Raw genomic sequence first — 18,804 nt, 5'->3', positions numbered from 1 at the left:
TACGCCGAACCAACCGATGTAAATACGGTTTTCGGTGCTGGTGATCCATTCGCAGAAGCGATCCCAGACGTTAGCGGTTGAACGCTGTTGAATGGTTGTGGTCATTTTATGAGTGCTTTATTTTCTTATGATGTTGATAGGTTATTTTGCCTATCTGTATACAAGATTAAAATATAAGTTGATTTTTGTAAAGATAATTAAAATTAGTATTCGTTATATCAGTTATATGTTTTACTAATGTATTGAGATTTACAATTTACAGGATTTCAGGAGTAGGGGCGAATGGCCATTCGCCCGTACAGGAGTCAGGTTGCAGAGGAGAAAGATTTTTCCGATACAAAAAAAGCTAACTAATGCTAACAACAGTCGGCTTTTTCTTCATGCTTCAGCCTAGAAGTGTCGGTACTGTCTAGTCCACAGGCTTTTAGGTTGGGTGTATCTCACCCTACTATTTAAGTATTTAGGCTTGGTTATCACCTAAATCCTGATTAATAATATCTGCAAAATAATAGTGCTGGCAATTTCTACATACATTGCCGTTTGATCGCCGATTTCTCGATTAATTCCGCGAATTTTATCAACAATAGCAACGCCTAATTGGGTAATACTTAACAAGTAAAAAATTCTGCCTACCACTAAAGCTTGAATTGCCATTGTGCGGGCAACAGCAATATTTCCAGTTGTTTGTTTTATCCACTCAAAGACACCGAAAATTAAAATCCAGTTAAAGATAGAAATGAGGACAATACGTTTAACTAAATTAGGAGAAAGTAATTTTTCATTGGGGTTACGATGTGGTTGCTGCATTACTTGATCAGACTTGGGTTCAAAAGCCAAAGGAACTGTCATAGCAATGGAATTCACCATATTTAACCAGAGAACTTGTAAAGATAGAATTGGTAAATCTCTGGCTAATAAAACGCTAATTAAAATCGTCATAGATTCACCACCATTGACGGGAAGAATAAAGGCGATCGCTTTCAACAAATTACTGTAAACTGTTCTTCCTTCCTCCACCGCAGCTTCGATAGATGCAAAGTTATCATCTGTCAAAATCATATCAGCGGCTTCTTTGGCAACTTCCGTACCCGCCCCACCCATAGCAATGCCAATATCCGCTTGTTTCAACGCTGGTGCATCATTCACACCATCCCCTGTCATGGCGACTATTTCACCTTTAGATTGTAGTGCTTCCACAATCCTTAATTTCTGTTCTGGCGCTACACGGGCAAATACAGAAATGTTGAATATCGTTACAAAACTTTACATATTTAAGTATAGTAGTATTATATAGTAGTATTATCTAGTATTATCAAGGGTAAAAATGTCAACATTTCATAATATGTTCCATCCAATGAACATAACTGATTTGTTGACACATACAAGCTTGAAAATAGCGGAATTTATCTAACATCTTTTCACCCCATTCTTTCGGAACAGATACAAAAAGTGGTGATAATAGATAATACAAAAACTTGGCAACTAACTGAACGGGGAATTATTGAATTTGAATAGCTTTATTATGAATAATTACTGGCAAGATTTAAATATTAAAACAGAACATCTGTTAAATAAACTCAAGGAACTTGGAATACAAGCGCAAGATTTATTTTTACCTAAACTTGTATTTATTGACCAAGAGGGTATTTTACCAGGTGCCTTACTTCCTAAAGGTACGCAATATTTAGCATTTAAGAATCGCTACATTACTCCTATTTTACCTCTTAACCCAATTCTCCTAGATTATTTTACTTCAGAAGAATTAACTAAACAGCTTAAATTTGAATTGATTGATGAAGATGATTTATCACAGGTAAGGCTAATTTTAGATTTACCAAATAGTGAAATACCTTTGTTTAAAGATTATACACTTCAAGCAGAAAATCTTATTCCTGAAGTCCCAGTTTTAGAGGTATGGCCAAATTTTCAAGCAGAGGGATGGACAGAATATTACGGTTTTTATTATGATGCTGAATATGGGGAAGACACTTTTCAGGTTTGTTTTCCTAATATAGAAGAAATTCACCAGTTTAAAGAAGATCAAGGAGCATTCCAAATAGTTCAATTCAATAATTTTCCTAAATTTATTGAATGTAAAAACAATCAAGAAAATACAATTGGTATTATTTTACTACCAACACCAAAAAAAATAGAGCTTTCATATTGCTGGAAAATCGGTATAGATTTTAGAAATGATTATACTAGCGTTTATGTGAATAAAGATAATAAAATTTTTGAATCTTTTAAATTAGATAACCTACATCGTCAAATAACTGATGATTCTATAGATACTCGTTTCTCCGCTTTATTTGAGTTCTTTATTCCTGAAAGTTTTCTTCCTATAGATAAACCATTTCCCTTGTATACTGCACTAACAACTAGAGGAAGTGCAGACATCAATCAAGAGCGTCCCATTTTTGATGGTCGTTTGTATGTTCCTAATTTTCAACGTTCACAACAAGAAAGTTGGTTTAAAAAAGATTTACAATGGTCAACTGAAAATATTAGATATATTCGGTTATTTATTAAAAATCTGACATTATACCTGACTGCAAATGCTGTTAAAAACCAAGTTAAAACAATTCAATGGTGTATTTCCTATCCTCCTAACTTTTCCCGTGAAGATAAATATAAATATGCTCAAATGTGGCAAGATATAACAGAAGAATTACAATCTAAAGCAGGTGTTAAACATCTTTGTCCAAACATTAATGATGGTCAATATTTTCGCTCACAAAGTTTAGCATTTGCTCAATATTTTACTGAATATGAAGATTATGATTTAGTAAATACCACTTGTATTGATATCGGTAATGTAGATTGTAATATATCTATTTGGCAAGATAATCAACTTATTTATCAATGTTCCCTAAATTTTGGTAAAATAGACTTATTATCTCAGATAATAAAAACTAACCCTCAGATTTTGACAATATTTGATATTGAACCTAACAACTGGATAAAATTACCAGAATCTGCTTTTTATGACAAGTTGGATGTTTGGTTACGTTTAGAGTCTGCAAACTGGTTATCAAGAAAAAGAGAGTTATTTATCAATCATCCTGAATTTCAAAAACTGATAACATTAATGTCTATTGGTTTATCTGGGTTGCATTTTTCTATTGGTAAAATTCTTGCTGTTTTACACCAAGAGGGTAAATACACTCTTAAAGAAATTACTCCTGTTTATATTGGTGGAATTGGTTCACGTCTTTTAAATTGGTTGTCAGAAGGTGGAGAATTTGATAAAAACTCAGAAATTAATTATTTACTCAGTCGGATAATGAGTATAAGTTCTGGTTTTCCTGACACAGAAGAAATTACACGCATGAGTCAAAACCCCCAAGATGAAGTTGCTTGTGGTTTAGTTTTGCAAGATCAAAAATTACAAGAATTAGATATAAATGTAAATGCTATTGATAAATCTGAGATTAATAATTTAACTCAATTATATCTATTTTTTGATACTTTCCATGCTAGTTTAGATAATTTAAGAATGGCATATATTAAACCAATAGAAGGTTATAACTTTAATAAACCAGAGTATGAATATAATCAAAAATTATGGAGAGCTACAGAAGGGGAATTAAGAAACTTTTTAAATTCTCAGAGAGGTGATGTTGAAGATATCCAACAAGAACCACCTTTTATTGTAGAATTAAAAGCACTGCTTAGAGTTTTAAGTAAGTCAGGAGATAGATAATCAATGACATCCAATTTTCAAGAAGATTTAATTCGTAGAATTAAACGATTACAGCAAATTATTGAACAGAACTTTGCACCGAGAATCACTAATATAGAACAATACCTATCCACACTTACTGAAAGAGTCCAAAATGGATCAGTTATAGTTACTGGTGCTTTTACCACTGAAAAAATCACCCCTCTAAATATATCTGAACTAGAATTAATAGAAGTTTATAATAACGTCCCCAAAGTTTTATTAAAAAATTCAATCATTGCTGAATTAACAGCTAAAAGTTATCGGGAAGATAACCAAAATCCACCTGTTTTATTAGAAAAAGATGAGAATGGTAAATATTGGATAATTGTATCTAATCAAAATAATATCTTTCTCTTACCTAGTATTAACATTAAATTGCATATTCATAAACTAAAAACAGTAGAAAAATTATTTGATTTTCGTGGTATTACTCCCACAGTAGATACTCATTTTTTATTAATTAAACCTGCTAGAGTATCCAGTTTACCTAATGGTAAGGAATGGAAGTTATTAGAAAAAGGAATTTTAGAATTTACTAATCATGTTTCTGGTGTTTCATTTAGATCACATTTAGATGACGTACAGGAAAAGCAAGTTAATTATAATTTAGAAATTGAGAAAATAAATAATCAATTAAATGATGTAAAATTACATTTAGAAAATTTACAGCAGGAAAACTCAACTTTAAAATCACAATTAAACTTATCAGAAATCCAAGATAATCAAGCAAATACTAATGTAGAAATACTTAAAATAAATAAACAATTAAATGAGGTAAAATTGGAATTACAAAAGTTTGAACAAGAAAATCAGGCTTTACAATCACAAATCAAAAATATACCAATAATTAGAGATGCTAATAATTTACAAGATATAGATTTACTCACAGAACAGATAGAACTATTACAAATAGTGCAAAATTATAATCTCAAATTTGATTTTTCAGATAAGAGAGAAGTTATTGAAACCGAGGAGAGTCAGTTTAATCGGTGGAATGGATTACAATTATTACCAACACTAGAATATAAAAAACGTGGAAATTATTGGATTATTAATAGTAAATATTTAGTGCCTAAATATAAATATATACTCAATGAGTATACCTATGAAACAATATCTAGTTTATTTGAATGTCGCAATTATAATGATTTAAAATCTGATAGTTTTATTCTGATTAAACCTGCTCAAGTAGCAATGATAGATAAATCAGACAATTGGCAAGTTACAGAACAAGGAATTATTGAATTTATAGGTACTCAGCCAACAGCAACAAATAATAACCCCGAAATATCAAGGATTGAGGAACAACTGAATAATTTAAAGTCAATGTTAGAAAAAATGCAGGAAGAACGCCACAATTTAGATTCTCAAATAGGCAAAATTTCAGTTCTCAGAGATTATGTTTATCTGCAAATAGATTTAATTAAGGTGCGGTTAGAATCTTTAGAAAATAAATCTTAATAGAGAATACCCAGATCCCCGACTTCTTCAAGAAGTCGGGGATCTATCAATTGGGATTTATAAATCTATTACCTCACAGAAAAAGCCTCACTAAATCTGCGGGTAATTGGCTCAACAATAAACGTCAAAACTGACTTTTTCCTAGTCACAATCTCAGCATTTGCAGCCATCCCCGGCGTAAATTCTACATCTTGTCCTCGCACATTTATTGAATGCTTACTTAACTTAATTCGCGTCGGAAAAACCAACCCTAATTTTTCATCAACAACCGCATTCGGACTAATTTGTAAAACTTCACCATCAACAACACCAAATTCTTGAAAAGGGAAAGTTGCTAATTTGACTTTTGCTTTCATATTCTGACGGATAAATCCTATATCTCGGTTAAGAACCTTGACCTCTAACAGCATCTCTTCCCCTTCTGGGACAATTGATAATAATTCTTCACCGGATTGAACAGGTCCTTTAGTAGCTTTGATTTTGTAAATTGTTCCCGCTACAGGTGCTTTAATAGTTTCTCCGTCTTTCTGCTTTTTCGCTTGTTCTAACTGTCCCGCAACATTGGTTAATTCTTCTTTGCGTCTATTTATCTGCGTTAAAATTTCACTTTGTCTTTCAGAAGCTAAACGTAAACCTTGATTTTGTGCAGTTTGATAAGCTTGTTCTGCTTGTTTAATTTCTTGTTTTTGAGCAGCAATATCTTTTTCTAAAGATGTCACTTTATCTTGAGCTTGTGTAAATCTATTTTTGGCGTTAGTTACTTCATCAGAACCTCTAATAATATCAGTATTGGCACGATTTAACCTTTCTTGCGCTTCTAAATAATCAACTCTGGGAACTGCACCAGGATTTAATAAACTGCGAAGATTTTCTTCTCTTTTTTGAGCAATACTTAAACTATTTTCAACTTTAAGACGGATATTTTCGGCATTAACTAAGTTAGTTTGAGCATTAATAACACTGATTTTCGCACTGGCTAAATTTTCTTGTAAGCGAGTTGAACGTATTTTGGCTTGATTGATAATTGCCAGTTGACGTTGTGCTTCAGCTTCAGCTGCTGCTTGTTTGGCTTGATAGTCTAACAAACGCGAATTTAATAACTCATCTTGTAATTTCGTTCCCGCAGTTTTTCCCCCAGTTCGTTCAGCTTGTAAACGTTGTAAATCTTCTTCGATTAATTTACTAGCTTTAGCCAAGCGGTTCACATCAGTTTGTTGTAAATTGGGATCACGTTCAATTAAAACTTGATCTTTAGTTACGCGATCGCCTTCTTTGACTTTCACTGCTAAAATAGATCCATTACCTAAAGATGTCACCGGTCTAACTTGACTAGAAGCAATTAATTCTCCTGCTGCTGTCGCTACTTCATCAATTTCTGAAAAATGCGCCCAGGAAATTGCGCCAAATATAATAACGCTAATTGTTCCGGCTAGTAATCTTGTATAAAGTGCTGGTAATTCCTGTACGGCTTTACCTAATTCATAAGATAATTGTTCTTCTGGTTTAGCAAATCTTTCTTTGGTTTGACGTGCTTGAACAGCATTTGCAAATAGAGAATATTTCATAATTAGATTGGTAATGGGTAATGGGTAACAGGTAATTGGCAATGGATTTTACAACCACCAATTACCAATTACCTATTATCAAGGTTAAATTGCTAAATAACGGCGCAAAAATGTTTCTAAAGTTTCCAATTGAAAGTTATAAATCCTTTCTAAATCATCGGTACTTACAATAGATGTGCGATTTTTTGAATCACCGATGAGTAAATAAAAACCAGTTTCTCGAAACCGTTCCGCTAGTAGTAGCAGGTTTGATGCTAATCCAGATGGGCGTAAAATAGTGTAATCTAAGCCACTACTTTGCAGATATCTTTCTACCTGCTCGTTTGGCTTTGAACACGGGAGCATCTTCATATCCTCTTTCAGCACCTAAAACGGATATAAAGACAAAATTTTCAACTCCCTATTTTTACTGCTCATCAGTAGTTTCTGATTCGATAAAAATATAAAAATAACTCCCCAAACAAACGCTCATAAAGTCGCTCATCTTTTTGAAATTGCACTTCACAAAAATAAACTACCCCTGGTAATTCTGTTTCTGGTGGTAAAAACACCCCGTCAATTTCAAATTTTGGCTCTTTCACTGCTACCGAATCGAAGCGATAATTAGCCGCATTCGCTGGTGCATTGTCCAATAATTCAAACAGTAGTGTTGGATATTTTTGAAATAAATAATAAAAAATTGAGTCTCGCCGCATATAGTTCAATTCATCCTAGCCAAAGTTTTAACGCTAATTCTCATCACCATCTGTTACAACAGCAGAAGTATTTTCTAACAATTCTATTGTTTTTTGTCGCTCTTTTTTACGATTATTAAGAGCAGATTTGAACAGTTTCAACTTATAAGGATCAGCATCCTTACACCAATATAATTTATATCCTTTAATAATGGTAAAATGTTCCTTTAAACATTTTTTCCAACCAGAAAGATTACTAATGCTTTGCCAATTTTCTAACAGTTCTCTGTCTTCTTCTTGAATAGTTAATTTCACCAATTTATCATATAATGGATAGTCAGAAGTTACTAAATTTTCTAGTTGATGCAGTATTGGTGGATCATCATCAATATCATATTCTTTATAAGTTACTTGTAAATCCCGTAAATCAATCGTCATTGATCTATATAATGTAGGATGGGGTTCAGTATCAAAGTCAGGATAAAACAAATAAGAAATCTTTGGTGTTTTCAGATGAAATTTAATCACATTTGCTTCTTCTAACCTACCAATAGTGCGACTAGCACAACCTTCATATAATCGTAATAAAGGATCAAGTGCTTGTAATGCGGAAATATGAACCCAAAGAGAATTAGGTAATTTTTTGCCTATTTTACTTTCTTGACAACGTTTGATAATTAATTCTGTATTTCCCACACTGCGTAACATTTGATCCGCATCCAGACAAGCTTGTTTATAACTACTATATAATCCTAAAATATCTTCTTGGACTGCTGGTGGTAGTTGTGATAATCTAGGACGATGACTAAATTTAGTTAATGCTAAATAAACTAGCAGGTCTTGACGACGTTTATCTGCGATCGCTTCCCATTCTTCTGAGTCTGTCGCTTTAATAATCACTTGAAAAGCACGTCTTAAACTACTAAAATGTTGACAAATTTCCTCTTCTTGAAGTAATTCACCCTTACCTGGTATTCTACCCCGTTCTGTCATAAAAGCCATCAAGGGTGCTAACAGTTCTCGATGTTCTTCAAACTTTTGAATACAAGCTCTCACTTTAGGAGTAGTAGCGCGAGAACGATAACGAGAAGCGCGAAATAATTCGGTTTCCGCAGGATCTCGAAAAACAAAGCAAACCCCTAAAGCGATGGGAATAGCATCAACTCCCAAAACTTGATCAATGTAAACTTTTAATTCCTCTTGTTCATAATATTTTTGAAATGTGTTACGCCTGGTAATTATACCATCACCATAGGCCATAACGCCTTTTTGAGCGTCCGATATTAAAACCTGAGCAGATACCAACAGAACTCTTTGCGTCAGTTCCCAAGCTTTTATTAAAGCTTCTCGACGTTCACCTTGGTCTTCAATAACATTGATCACAAAACCAATATTCACAACATCCGCAGCTATGCGGGGAGCATCTGGTAAATAATAAGGGTCCCAACCATTACTAGAATAACCTTGATCGGCTATGCGCTTCATATCACCACCATGTCCACAACCATAATCAAAAAAGGTGGTTTCTGAACTAAATAAACCTGCATCTAAAGCTAAACGCACAGGACGAGAAAAATCATGACGAATAATTGCGGCTTTGTGTCTTTCTATCTTGGGTATTAAATTTTCTGCATTAATATGAGTTTGTTTTTTAATTAAGGTATGTTCCTGTATTTCTACTCCATATCTTTTTAACTTCTCTTCCCAACCCAACCTAGTACCAATACCTCTAGTATTGTTGAGTAAACCTAAAGCTTCCTGAGCGCGAGTTAAGGCTGCAAATTCTTGGTAATTCGGATATTCAGGGGTAACAAAGGTTTCCTTCCGATGGAGAATAGGCGGATTTTCTGTATCTGTATAATCTCTATAACTAAAAGTAAGATTTTCTACATCGACTTGAATACTAGAATGTAAAGCGGGGTGAGGGTCTGTATCAAAATCAGGATAAAATAAGTAGGATATTTTGAGTTTATTAGTGCTAAATTTGACTAATGTGGCTTTTTCGGTTTGAGGTGCGACGCTGCGAGCTAGACTTTCATATTGCTGAAGTTGGATATCCAGGGTATGCAGTTCCAAAATATGAATGTAAAAAGCATCGGGTAGAAGTTTGCCATATTGACTATTGTAGCAATAAGCAGCGATCGCACTGATTTCAATTAGCTCTGGAGTTGAGCAAATTTCCTCAAGGTTGTTCAAGCTGTTGTCAGACTTAACCATTGCACTCATTAGTAGAAAAACGCTGGGAGAAATAATGATCAGAAGCAACGTTTTGATATTAATTCTCTAATGATAATTATGATTTGATATTTTTGTAGTTAAATGAACTTTTGTGAACTTTATTAATGATAATTGCCAATTCTTAATCTTTATAAAGATATACATCTGTTTATTAAGCCTTTAATAATAGTTATCTCAACTTGTACATTTATTTCATCAGCTAATATCAAAATTGTGTAATCTGGAAAAAACTAAGCTAATAATTTAAATAGAGGTCTAATGACTCCTACGATTATGCGTCAGCTTTGGTCTATAGTTGAAGCTTCTCAAACCGTAACACTTTTGCAACTGGACGATGCAAGCTTAATACAGTTGTTGGTCAAACAAACCACAAAGCAAGCCTTGCTAGATGCCGATGAAACTGATTTTCTTTGCGACTACATCCGCGCTCGGTTAAGTCTTATTCGTGATCTTGCCTATGAACGTCAACAGTCATAGGGTCTTGGGGACTGGGGACTGGGAAAATTAATCAACTTTTGCCTTTTGCCTCTTGCCTTTTGCCTTTCTCTACTGACTAATGACTTTTTTGTGGTAAATAACCTTCTACTAAACAGTCAGAACCTACCACACGCCAATGAACACGTTCTAAACACAAAGCCTCAGTCATCGAGGTAAAACCTAAGTCACCCACGGGTGTAGGAGCATGACTACCACCAATGATTTTGGGGGCGATAAAAGCCAGGATTTTTTGGACAGCATTTTGAGCGATCGCACTTGCAGCTAAAGTACCACCGCATTCCCATAGCACGCTACAAAAACCGCGCTCATATAGATAAGCCATAACATGATCTGGTGTGAGTAATGGAAATTCCTGCACCTCCACACCCTTGTTCAGCAACATCTTTTGAAAATCTGGCGAACTGCCAACTTCAGTTAACACTAAAGTTCCAACTTTAATGACTTCCCACAGATGAGCATTTTCTGGCAAGTTTAAACTGCGGCTCATTACTACCCGCAGAGGATTATGCCCTTCTTGTTGATGAATAGTTAAGTAAGGATTATCATATCTAACTGTATTTCCACCAACAATGACAGCATCACAAGCTGCTCTGAGTTGATGCACTTCGCTGCGAGCATCTGGATTTGTAATCCAAGCACTATGTCCAGAACTAGTAGCAATTTTGCCATCTAAGGTCATAGCATATTTCAAAATTCCCAGAGGTCGTTTGTGGAGAATGCGATGGATAAAACCTTCATTTAGCTGCCGACAAGCGGCTTCTTCCACACCTACGATCACTTCTATTCCTGCTGCACGTAATCGTGCAATCCCACCACCGGCTACCAAGGGGTTAGGATCAACCATCCCCACCACTACCTTAGAGACACCAGCTGCAATCAACCCTTCCGAACAGGGCGGAGTACGCCCATAGTGGTTACAGGGTTCTAAGCTGACATAAATAGTAGCTCCACGAGCTTCTTCTCCTGCGGCTCTGAGGGCAAAAACTTCGGCATGAGGTTCACCAGCACGGGGATGAAACCCTTCGCCTATAATTTCCCCATCTTTAACAATCACTGCCCCCACTAATGGATTTGGTGAAGTGCGTCCCAAAGCACGTCGGGCCAGTTGTAAACACCGTTGCATCATCAGGGAGTCAAATTCACTTACCATATTTGAGGACATTGTGACTGGGGATTGGGGATTGGGGATTGGGGATTGGGGATTGGGGATTGGGGATTGGGGATTGGGGATTGGGGATTGGGGATTGGGGAAAAAAATTATTACAAATTACGAATTATGAATTAATTTCACCTGTTGCCACCAGCGATTGAGGGGATAATAAAGCACTGGTCCCCACAAACTACTGAGAATAGCAGAAGCTAAGGCAACACGTTGGTAGTATGTCCAGATGCCTTCTACTTTGCGTAGGCAGTAGTCACCACAGTTACCACTCATTAAAGACAATTGTAGTGCAAAAATAGTATCTGACAAAATTGCCATGCCAAAGACGATTAAAGCAATAGAAATAAAGTCTTCTTGGATAAAACGCTGTTTTTGAATGAGGCTGGTTAGCATTCCTACTATTCCCAAACTCACCGCGTGGGTAGGGTTAGGAGCGGTCATAGCATCTTGTAGTAGACCTAAAATTATACCTGCTAATGCGCCCAGAAATACAGAACGTTTCACACTCCAAGCTACTACCCAAATGAGTACCCAGTTTGGTCCAATGCCTAATAATTCCATTCCTGGTAATCGGGTTGGCAACATGAGCAAACATAACAGTACAGATCCAGATGTGACTGTCCAATCCATTACTTGACGCACCCAGGGCTGCCAATCCTTCATCTGGGGAATTAAGGATTTGGATTTTCGGTCTGGCTTTGTTGCTCTCTTGTTTTTGTTGCCAGGAAATCCAGGAATTTTCATGGTTTTGCGAAATTTTATAGGGAATTAGTCATTAGTCATTAGTTATTGGTAATTGGTAATTGGTAATTGGTTATACAATTTTGGATTTTGGATTTTGGATTGTATTTCACGAACTCCAATCTAAAATCTAAAATCTAAAATCTAAAATTTTTGTCCCCAGTCACCAGTCACCAGTCCCCAGTAACCTCTTAGTTTGGTTTTTCCGGATTTAGTTTTTCTGGAGCAGGATATACAGTTACCCAATCCAAATAACGAATTGGCGGGAATAGTTCAACTTTGGCCACTGATGCTGGGAGTTTCTTCAAATCTAGAGATTTGATTCTTCCTACTGGTAAACCAGCGGGAAACTTCTGACTATAAGTAGAAGTAGAAACTAAATCTCCTACTTTCACATTAGGGACTTTTTCATAAAACTCTAGCACTCCTTCGTCTGAAGAATCACCCCGTAAAACTCCTTTAGCGGTTGTACGGCTAATTGTTACACCTACCTGACTTTTTAAATCGCTTACTAATAATACACGGCTAGTATTGGCAGTGACGCTTTCTACTAAACCGACTAAGCCACCTTCGGCTTTGACAACAAAACCTTCCTTAATCCCTGCTTTTGTCCCACTATTCAAGGTTACTTGTTGCCACCAGTGGTCAGCACTGCGCCCTACTACTCTGGATACAATTGGGCGTGTTAAGAGTGCTTCTTTTTCTACATAACCCAATAAACTTTGTAGTTTTTGATTTTGACTTTCTAGATCGACTATACGCGTTTGTAGTTCTAACAATCGAGCTTCACGAATACGGTCTTCAGGATTTATTCCTGGCTGTAAAGTTTTTAATGGACGGGTAATACCTTGGTATATCTCCATTACCAGCGCACCTTGAGTTTGCCGCAGTGTCAAAGCACTACCAATGACTAAAGCTAACAAACCTATTTGTAATCCTCTATGTTCCCACCAATGCCGTGCAGTAAACATTTATACCTGTATATATTTAATAAATTATCGAAATTAAGAGATCATGGATGCCATATTTCTTAGATACAGAATCCATTAATCTGGTTTACGCTTTCGGCTACATATTGCGAGAGCGTCCGCTAAATACCCGTTCTAGCTGCTTGAAGTTTTCTAACACACGGCCTGTTCCCAGGACAACACAACTTAAAGGATCTGCTGCAATATGTGTGACAATACCTGTTTCATGACTAATTAAGGTATCTATTCCTTTAAGCAATGCTCCACCACCCGCTAACATTATTCCTCGGTCTATTATATCTGCTGCTAGTTCTGGTGGTGTTCGCTCCAATGTCCGTTTAACTGCTTCTATGATTACTGACAAAGGATCTAACATACTTTCCCGAATTTCTGGACCCTTAATTGTGACCGTTCTTGGTAATCCAGAAAGTAGGTGCAAGCCCCGTACCTCCATAATAGCATCGCTATCATCATCAGTGGGATAAGCAGAACCAATGCGGATTTTGATGTCTTCAGCTGTCCGTTCTCCAATTACCAGGTTATGAACTTTCTTCATGTACTGGATAATCGCATCTGTCAATTCATCTCCAGCAATACGTACTGATTCGCTAATTACTGTTCCTTGAAGACTGAGTACAGCTACTTCTGTTGTCCCACCACCAATATCAATAATCATGTTGCCGGTGGGTTCAGCTACTGGTAAACCTGCACCAATAGCTGCGGCTACTGGCTCATCAATCAAATATACTTCTCTAGCGCCGGCGTGAGTGGCTGCATCCATTACGGCTCGTCTTTCTACCCCGGTAACACCGCTAGGAATACCAATGACAATCCGTGGTAAAATTAGGGATCTACCTTCATTTACTCGTTGAATAAAACTTTTGAGCATCAGTTCGGCAGTCTCGAAATCAGCAATCACACCATCACGCAGGGGACGGACTGCGATGACATTACCCGGTGTCCGACCGATCATTTTTTTGGCATCTTCTCCTACTGCTAGGGCAATTTTTTCGTTTTGATCGATGGCAACTACTGAAGGTTCTTGGAGTACAATTCCTTTACCAGATACATAAACTAGGGTGTTGGCTGTACCGAGGTCGATACCCATATCCCATGATGAGCGAAAGTTCCTAAAAAGACCCACGCGTATCTATACCCCCTATGTGCGCTAATTTGTGGTGACAAGAGTGAAAGTTAATTGTCCTGGATTTTATGATTTTTATTGGTCTGAATCCAGTAAATCAGACTATTTTTTTCTATAATTTTTGTCAATCTTGATCGATGTTTTAGGCATCTTATTTTCTCTCTTCTCAAAGTGACTCAGTATAACCGTATAATTTGGGCAAGGATGGAAAGTAATTTTTAAATCATGTTGAGAAATTAATATAATGTATTATGGTTAATTACTTAACATATTTTAAAGCTTTTTACAATTAGTTATTATCAGGTAAAAATAAACAAGTACAATTGTACTTAATTTTAGACTAAGGTAAGACCCATGAGCATTAATGTTGTAACTTTGATTGGACGTGTAGGTGGCGACCCGGATATTAAGTATTTTGAATCGGGAACAGTTAAATGTAGATTAACCTTGGCCGTGAATAGGCGGACACGTGAAGGCGAACATACGGACTGGTTCAATTTAGAACTGTGGGGAAAAACGGCAGAAGTAGCAGGTAATTATGTCCGTAAGGGTAAACAAATTGCTGTCAAAGGCTTCTTGAAGTTTGATACTTGGAGCGATCGCCAAACAGGTGCTAACCGTTCGAGTCCAGTTATCCAAGTAGAACAACTAGACTTATTAGGGTCTAAGCGTGATGCAGAGGGTGGTGGTGGCGATATGTCTCCAGAGAATTTCTAGTTATTCTGGGGACTGGGGACTGGGGACTGGGGAGAATCAAGTCAAAAGTCAAAAGTCAAAAGTCAAAAATTCTGTTCCCCATTCCCTGTTCCCTGTTCCCTTCTTTACCAATTACCAATTACCAATTACCAATTACCAATGACTAATGACTAATGACTAATAACTAATAACTAATTTGCAGAGTTACTGATGCTTGTACTTCTTGTTCACCACCGACTATGGGAGTAGAAGCATCTGCAAGGCTTGCTTTGGTAGCTTCAGCACGGTAAAGCATTGGTGGAGGTGGTGGAGTTGCACCATTAATTTGGATACTCACTATTTCTTTTGATTGGAAGCCCAAGCTGCTAAAAACCGCATCAGCTTGTTGTTGGGCATCCTGGGTAGCTTTTTTCAATGCTTGTTTTTGGGCGTTGCTAATAGCTTCGTCAGTGGCTACAAAACTGACTCCGTTAATTTGTGTCGCCCCAGTTTTGACTGCTTCATCTAATAATGTCCCGACTCTATCGGTGGGAAAACGAAAACTGACGGTATTGCTGGCTGCATAACCAGTGATTTTTTGAACGTTATTGGTATAACTATAAACTGGGTTAAGGCGAACTCCTGTAGTTTCTAATTTTTCTACATTTCGGCTTTTGAGTAAGTCTACTACAGCGGATGATCTGCGCGCGGCTTCCTTTTGAACTTCTTGGGCTGTTTTTCCTTGTACTTCTACACCTAAACTCACTTGTGATAAGGTGGTGGTAATTGTTTGTACACCACGACCACTAACGGTTAAGGTGCGCCATAATTTTTCTTTTTCTTCGGCTGATGCTGGTAAGGCGAACATCATACATATTAATAAAGTGGAATAGAAGATTTTTCCCAGGTTCTGGATGTGAACGGGAGACGCTGATAAGGTATTTCTAGACATTCAATTTACACTCCTCAGTAAAATCAGATCCCCGACTTCTAAGATCAATTTATAATTTATTTACAAGATTGCCAAAGAAGTCGGGGATCTATATGCTGATAGTGTGGCATGGTTTAGATACAAGTTTGGTTTGGTTACATTTTTGGTAACAAAACATTCAATTTTTCTTTATATGTCCGCCAATTGGGCATAAATTGATCCATTAAAGCCTGAAATTTAGCCCCGTGACTGCGTTCTAAAAGATGAGTAATTTCATGGACTATCACATATTCTAAACATATAGGTTCTTTTTTTATCAATTCCAAATTTAACCAAATGCGTTTATCTTGAATATTGCAAGTACCCCATTTGGTTCTCATGATTTTTATTCCCCATTCATTTATATTCACATTAATTACCTTTTCCCATTTAGCTATTAATGGGGGAATTTCTCTTTTTAATTGTTGACGATACCAAGAGTTTAAGACTTTTTGACGTTGTTCTTTGTCACTTCCTGGTTTAACAGATAAATCAAGATATTGATTATTTCTAATTTCTACTTGGGGAGAATTTTGATAAATTACATTGAGAATATAGCTTTTACCTTGAAAATAATGATTTTCTCCTGATAAATATTCTATTGTTTCTGGATGTGTTTTTGATTGAAATTCAGTTTGATGTTTTTTAATCCATGCTAATTTGGAAATTGCAAATAAACGTACAGATTCATCATTAATATGTAATGGTGTGGCAATTCTGACGCGGCCATCTGGGGGATAAACTGCTAAATGTAGGTTTTTAATATTCTTTCTGACTACATCTATAATTATTTCACCGACGGTTATTTGATAGGTTTCCATAGTAGTTTTATTAGGAGTTATTAATCGGGCGGTTATAAACCGCATCTACACAAGCAAAACCCACCTTCGTGGGTTTAAATGTATTAGTCCACGAAGGTGGACTTCGTTTGTATAGCCGCGAATTCTATTCGCCAGGGCTTAATATTCATTTTGATTTTTAACTATTTCCATAATATTATCTATCTCTTCTGGTGTGGGTAAATATTTTTTAATGGCGTTTTTTACTTCCTTGCGTTTGACTGGATGTGTTCTCCAACCATCTTGTTTTGTTTGACGAATTACGGCATCTATTGTTAAAGCTAGTTCTTCATTTTGATCTAGATTATCATATAATGCGATTTTTGCGGGGGTGTTTAATGATTGCGGATATGCTGATGATGTATTTGGTTGATGAACTTGTTTAGCTAATTCGACAATTTGCTGTAAATAATTTTGATAGTCTTCTGTTGCAGTTTTGCGGTTTTCAATTAGTTCATTCAGCAAAGTTGACATTTTATCAAAATATTTCGGGTTGGTTGGTTGTTGTTCAATAATTAATTTCCGTAGGTTGTTCTCTATAGTTTCCGCGACTGCGGTTTTATTGTTCCTAATTCCTGGAGGTAAACTATCAACTGCATTGACTCCATTATTAACTATTAATTCTACTAAGGTGAGATTTTCAAAGTTGGCTAAAATTTGACTTTCCTCCGCACCAATATAACTATCTATCAAGTGACGCATATCATTTTGATAGGCTTTAAAATCAATATAATCACCACTGGCTAATTTTACCTCTTGGCTAACTTTTTGATAATGTTTAACTTCGTTTTTAATATCATAAATTTCTCGGCTTGTATATCCTGCTGTTTCCATTTCATTGGCTATATTTGCATAATTTCTAATTAAGGAATTAACACTTTTATATAATACTAATCTTTGCGGTTCGTGCTTTTTTAAATCTTCTGGGTTTTGAGTATTACCACAAAAATAATGAGTATAATCTTCTGTATGATAAGGCGGTTTTACGGGTTCGCATAAGGCTTTAACGGCTTCTCTGGCTGTGTCTAGGTCATTTTTGCCTTTTTCTAATCTATCACTTAATAAGCCAGCAATATCAGCAATATCATAATCTGCAAAGGCTGCTGAGGTGTAATCTTGAACGGATTTTTCTAAACTTTTAAATAGGTCTTTGTAATCTATAATATAACCATATTCTTTGTCTGGAGTATGTAAACGGTTGACGCGACAAACGGCTTGAAATAAACCATGATCTCGCATGGATTTATCTATATAAAGATAGGTAGTGGGAGGTGCATCAAAACCTGTTAACAGTTTATCCACTACTATTAATAATTGCATCTCTCCGGGTGAGTCAATAAATTTACTTTTTACGTCTTCTGCAAATTTATCTGCATTTTGACCATTGAGCATTTTTTGATAGATTTCATATTGATGGATTTTATCGGTTTTTCCTTCTCCTGTGTTTTCACCTTTGATACTTTTGATGGTAGGATCATAAGATGTAATAATGGCACATTTGGTAAATCCTGCACTTTGGAATAATTCATAATATTTACAAGCTTCAGGAATACCTCCAGCTACAAGTATGGCGTTACCTTTGCCATTTGCTAGTCGTTCTTTGGTGCTAAAATCTAATAGGATATCTTTGACTATTTCCTCTAGTCGAGATTTGGAACTGAGGACTTTTTGCATTGTTCCCCAGCGTTTTTTGAGTTGTGCTTTTGCGGTTTCTGTTAATCCGTTGGTTTTAGCTTCAAACCATTGATCAATTTTGGCTTGTGAGGTGATATACTGCTCAACATTCCGCGCTTCATAACGTAAGTCTAAAACGACTTTATCCCCGACTGCTTCGTTAAATTTGTAGGTGTGAATATATTTACCAAAAACTTCCAAACTGCTTTGTTTGTCTTGTTTTAATAATGGTGTTCCTGTAAAACCGATAAAAAGAGCATTTGGTAATATATCTTTCATGGCTTTATGTAATTTCCCTGCTTGGGTGCGATGACATTCATCTACAAATACATAAAACTCTCCGTAAGGTTGGAAGTTTTTCGGTAAGTTGCGTTTTAGTTGTTTAATATAGTCTTCATATTCGTCGGAAATGACCTCTCCCCCTACCCCTCTCCTGCGAGGAGAGGGGGGTAAGATATTCTCCTCTTCCGT

General features: G+C 36.1%; 13 protein-coding genes and 4 pseudogenes. 4 read left to right on the top strand and 13 right to left on the bottom strand.

All coding sequences use genetic code 11. The features are described from left to right. Window positions 1-492: 492 nt before the first annotated feature. A pseudogene (locus tag VB694_RS23900) lies at window positions 493-1,236 on the bottom strand (HAD-IC family P-type ATPase); the annotation flags it as partial. Window positions 1,237-1,327: 91 nt separating this feature from the next. Next, window positions 1,328-1,465: pseudogene (locus VB694_RS23895) on the bottom strand (IS4 family transposase); the annotation flags it as partial. A 57-nt stretch (window positions 1,466-1,522) separates the two neighbouring features. Between VB694_RS23895 and VB694_RS23890 the strand changes: the two are divergent. Next, window positions 1,523-3,703: a hypothetical protein gene (locus VB694_RS23890; RefSeq protein WP_323362826.1), complete on the top strand. Its 2,181-nt coding sequence runs from the start codon at window positions 1,523-1,525 to the stop codon at window positions 3,701-3,703. Between the two features lie 3 nt (window positions 3,704-3,706). Next, window positions 3,707-5,185 carry a hypothetical protein gene (locus tag VB694_RS23885; protein WP_323362825.1) on the top strand — a complete coding sequence of 493 codons (1,479 nt, stop codon included), beginning with the start codon at window positions 3,707-3,709 and terminating at the stop codon, window positions 5,183-5,185. Between the two features lie 68 nt (window positions 5,186-5,253). Here the strand turns inward: VB694_RS23885 and VB694_RS23880 are convergent, their stop codons facing one another. From VB694_RS23880 to VB694_RS23865, 4 genes and pseudogenes are all read right to left on the bottom strand, one after another. Then, entirely contained in the window at window positions 5,254-6,750 is a 1,497-nt protein-coding gene (locus VB694_RS23880; RefSeq protein WP_323362824.1) for an HlyD family efflux transporter periplasmic adaptor subunit, read from the bottom strand. Window positions 6,751-6,891: 141 nt separating this feature from the next. After that, a pseudogene (locus VB694_RS23875) lies at window positions 6,892-7,150 on the bottom strand (SDR family oxidoreductase); the annotation flags it as partial. 22 nt (window positions 7,151-7,172) lie between these two features. Further along, a pseudogene (locus VB694_RS23870) lies at window positions 7,173-7,445 on the bottom strand (DUF2887 domain-containing protein); the annotation flags it as partial. Window positions 7,446-7,478: 33 nt separating this feature from the next. After that, window positions 7,479-9,641: a DNA phosphorothioation-associated putative methyltransferase gene (locus VB694_RS23865; protein ID WP_323362827.1), complete on the bottom strand. Its 2,163-nt coding sequence runs from the start codon at window positions 9,639-9,641 to the stop codon at window positions 7,479-7,481. 279 nt (window positions 9,642-9,920) lie between these two features. Here VB694_RS23865 and VB694_RS23860 point away from each other — a divergent pair, with 279 nt between their 5' ends. Continuing rightward, window positions 9,921-10,139 (top strand): hypothetical protein, encoded by a 219-nt coding sequence (locus VB694_RS23860; protein WP_323362823.1) that lies wholly within the window; start codon window positions 9,921-9,923, stop codon window positions 10,137-10,139. Between the two features lie 76 nt (window positions 10,140-10,215). On the opposite strand, the gene ribD is transcribed toward VB694_RS23860, so the two are convergent. The 4 genes from ribD to VB694_RS23840 all read right to left on the bottom strand — a co-directional run bounded on the left by ribD (window position 10,216) and on the right by VB694_RS23840 (window position 14,139). Then, complete coding sequence (ribD, locus tag VB694_RS23855) at window positions 10,216-11,310, bottom strand: bifunctional diaminohydroxyphosphoribosylaminopyrimidine deaminase/5-amino-6-(5-phosphoribosylamino)uracil reductase RibD (RefSeq protein WP_323362822.1); 1,095 nt, start codon at window positions 11,308-11,310, stop codon at window positions 10,216-10,218. A 117-nt stretch (window positions 11,311-11,427) separates the two neighbouring features. After that, a complete protein-coding gene (mreD, locus tag VB694_RS23850) occupies window positions 11,428-12,066 on the bottom strand; it encodes a rod shape-determining protein MreD (RefSeq protein WP_323362821.1) in 639 nt (212 codons plus the stop codon). A gap of 188 nt (window positions 12,067-12,254) precedes the next feature. After that, window positions 12,255-13,034: a rod shape-determining protein MreC gene (gene mreC, locus VB694_RS23845; RefSeq protein WP_323362820.1), complete on the bottom strand. Its 780-nt coding sequence runs from the start codon at window positions 13,032-13,034 to the stop codon at window positions 12,255-12,257. 97 nt (window positions 13,035-13,131) lie between these two features. After that, complete coding sequence (locus VB694_RS23840; RefSeq protein ID WP_323362819.1) at window positions 13,132-14,139, bottom strand: rod shape-determining protein; 1,008 nt, start codon at window positions 14,137-14,139, stop codon at window positions 13,132-13,134. A gap of 390 nt (window positions 14,140-14,529) precedes the next feature. On the opposite strand from VB694_RS23840, the gene VB694_RS23835 reads away from it, so the two are divergent. Then, window positions 14,530-14,892 carry a single-stranded DNA-binding protein gene (locus VB694_RS23835; protein WP_323362818.1) on the top strand — a complete coding sequence of 121 codons (363 nt, stop codon included), beginning with the start codon at window positions 14,530-14,532 and terminating at the stop codon, window positions 14,890-14,892. A 163-nt stretch (window positions 14,893-15,055) separates the two neighbouring features. Here the strand turns inward: VB694_RS23835 and VB694_RS23830 are convergent, their stop codons facing one another. The 3 genes from VB694_RS23830 to VB694_RS23820 form a co-directional block, all read right to left on the bottom strand. Beyond that, complete coding sequence (locus tag VB694_RS23830) at window positions 15,056-15,802, bottom strand: SIMPL domain-containing protein (protein WP_323362817.1); 747 nt, start codon at window positions 15,800-15,802, stop codon at window positions 15,056-15,058. Window positions 15,803-15,936: 134 nt separating this feature from the next. Then, a complete protein-coding gene (locus VB694_RS23825) occupies window positions 15,937-16,686 on the bottom strand; it encodes a SprT family zinc-dependent metalloprotease (RefSeq protein ID WP_323362816.1) in 750 nt (249 codons plus the stop codon). Window positions 16,687-16,779: 93 nt separating this feature from the next. Then, a partial coding sequence (locus VB694_RS23820; protein ID WP_323362815.1) for a type I restriction endonuclease subunit R occupies window positions 16,780-18,804 on the bottom strand: 2,025 nt, incomplete at its 5' end.

It is taken from the genome of Anabaena sp. UHCC 0451, assembly GCF_034931405.1.
In the GTDB taxonomy this organism is placed as follows: domain Bacteria; phylum Cyanobacteriota; class Cyanobacteriia; order Cyanobacteriales; family Nostocaceae; genus RDYJ01.
Note: the sequence above shows the minus strand (reverse complement) of the source record. Positions and strands in the feature narration are given on the sequence as shown.

What these genes read in the sequence shown, in the direction of transcription:
- VB694_RS23890 (WP_323362826.1), top strand. Translation starts at nt 1,523, where the DNA reads ATGAATAATTACTGGCAAGATTTAAATATTAAAACAGAACATCTGTTA.
- VB694_RS23885 (WP_323362825.1), top strand. Translation starts at nt 3,707, where the DNA reads ATGACATCCAATTTTCAAGAAGATTTAATTCGTAGAATTAAACGATTA.
- VB694_RS23880 (WP_323362824.1), bottom strand. Translation starts at nt 6,750, where the DNA reads ATGAAATATTCTCTATTTGCAAATGCTGTTCAAGCACGTCAAACCAAA.
- VB694_RS23865 (WP_323362827.1), bottom strand. Translation starts at nt 9,641, where the DNA reads ATGGTTAAGTCTGACAACAGCTTGAACAACCTTGAGGAAATTTGCTCA.
- VB694_RS23860 (WP_323362823.1), top strand. Translation starts at nt 9,921, where the DNA reads ATGACTCCTACGATTATGCGTCAGCTTTGGTCTATAGTTGAAGCTTCT.
- ribD (WP_323362822.1), bottom strand. Translation starts at nt 11,310, where the DNA reads ATGGTAAGTGAATTTGACTCCCTGATGATGCAACGGTGTTTACAACTG.
- mreD (WP_323362821.1), bottom strand. Translation starts at nt 12,066, where the DNA reads ATGAAAATTCCTGGATTTCCTGGCAACAAAAACAAGAGAGCAACAAAG.
- mreC (WP_323362820.1), bottom strand. Translation starts at nt 13,034, where the DNA reads ATGTTTACTGCACGGCATTGGTGGGAACATAGAGGATTACAAATAGGT.
- VB694_RS23840 (WP_323362819.1), bottom strand. Translation starts at nt 14,139, where the DNA reads ATGGGTATCGACCTCGGTACAGCCAACACCCTAGTTTATGTATCTGGT.
- VB694_RS23835 (WP_323362818.1), top strand. Translation starts at nt 14,530, where the DNA reads ATGAGCATTAATGTTGTAACTTTGATTGGACGTGTAGGTGGCGACCCG.
- VB694_RS23830 (WP_323362817.1), bottom strand. Translation starts at nt 15,802, where the DNA reads ATGTCTAGAAATACCTTATCAGCGTCTCCCGTTCACATCCAGAACCTG.
- VB694_RS23825 (WP_323362816.1), bottom strand. Translation starts at nt 16,686, where the DNA reads ATGCGGTTTATAACCGCCCGATTAATAACTCCTAATAAAACTACTATG.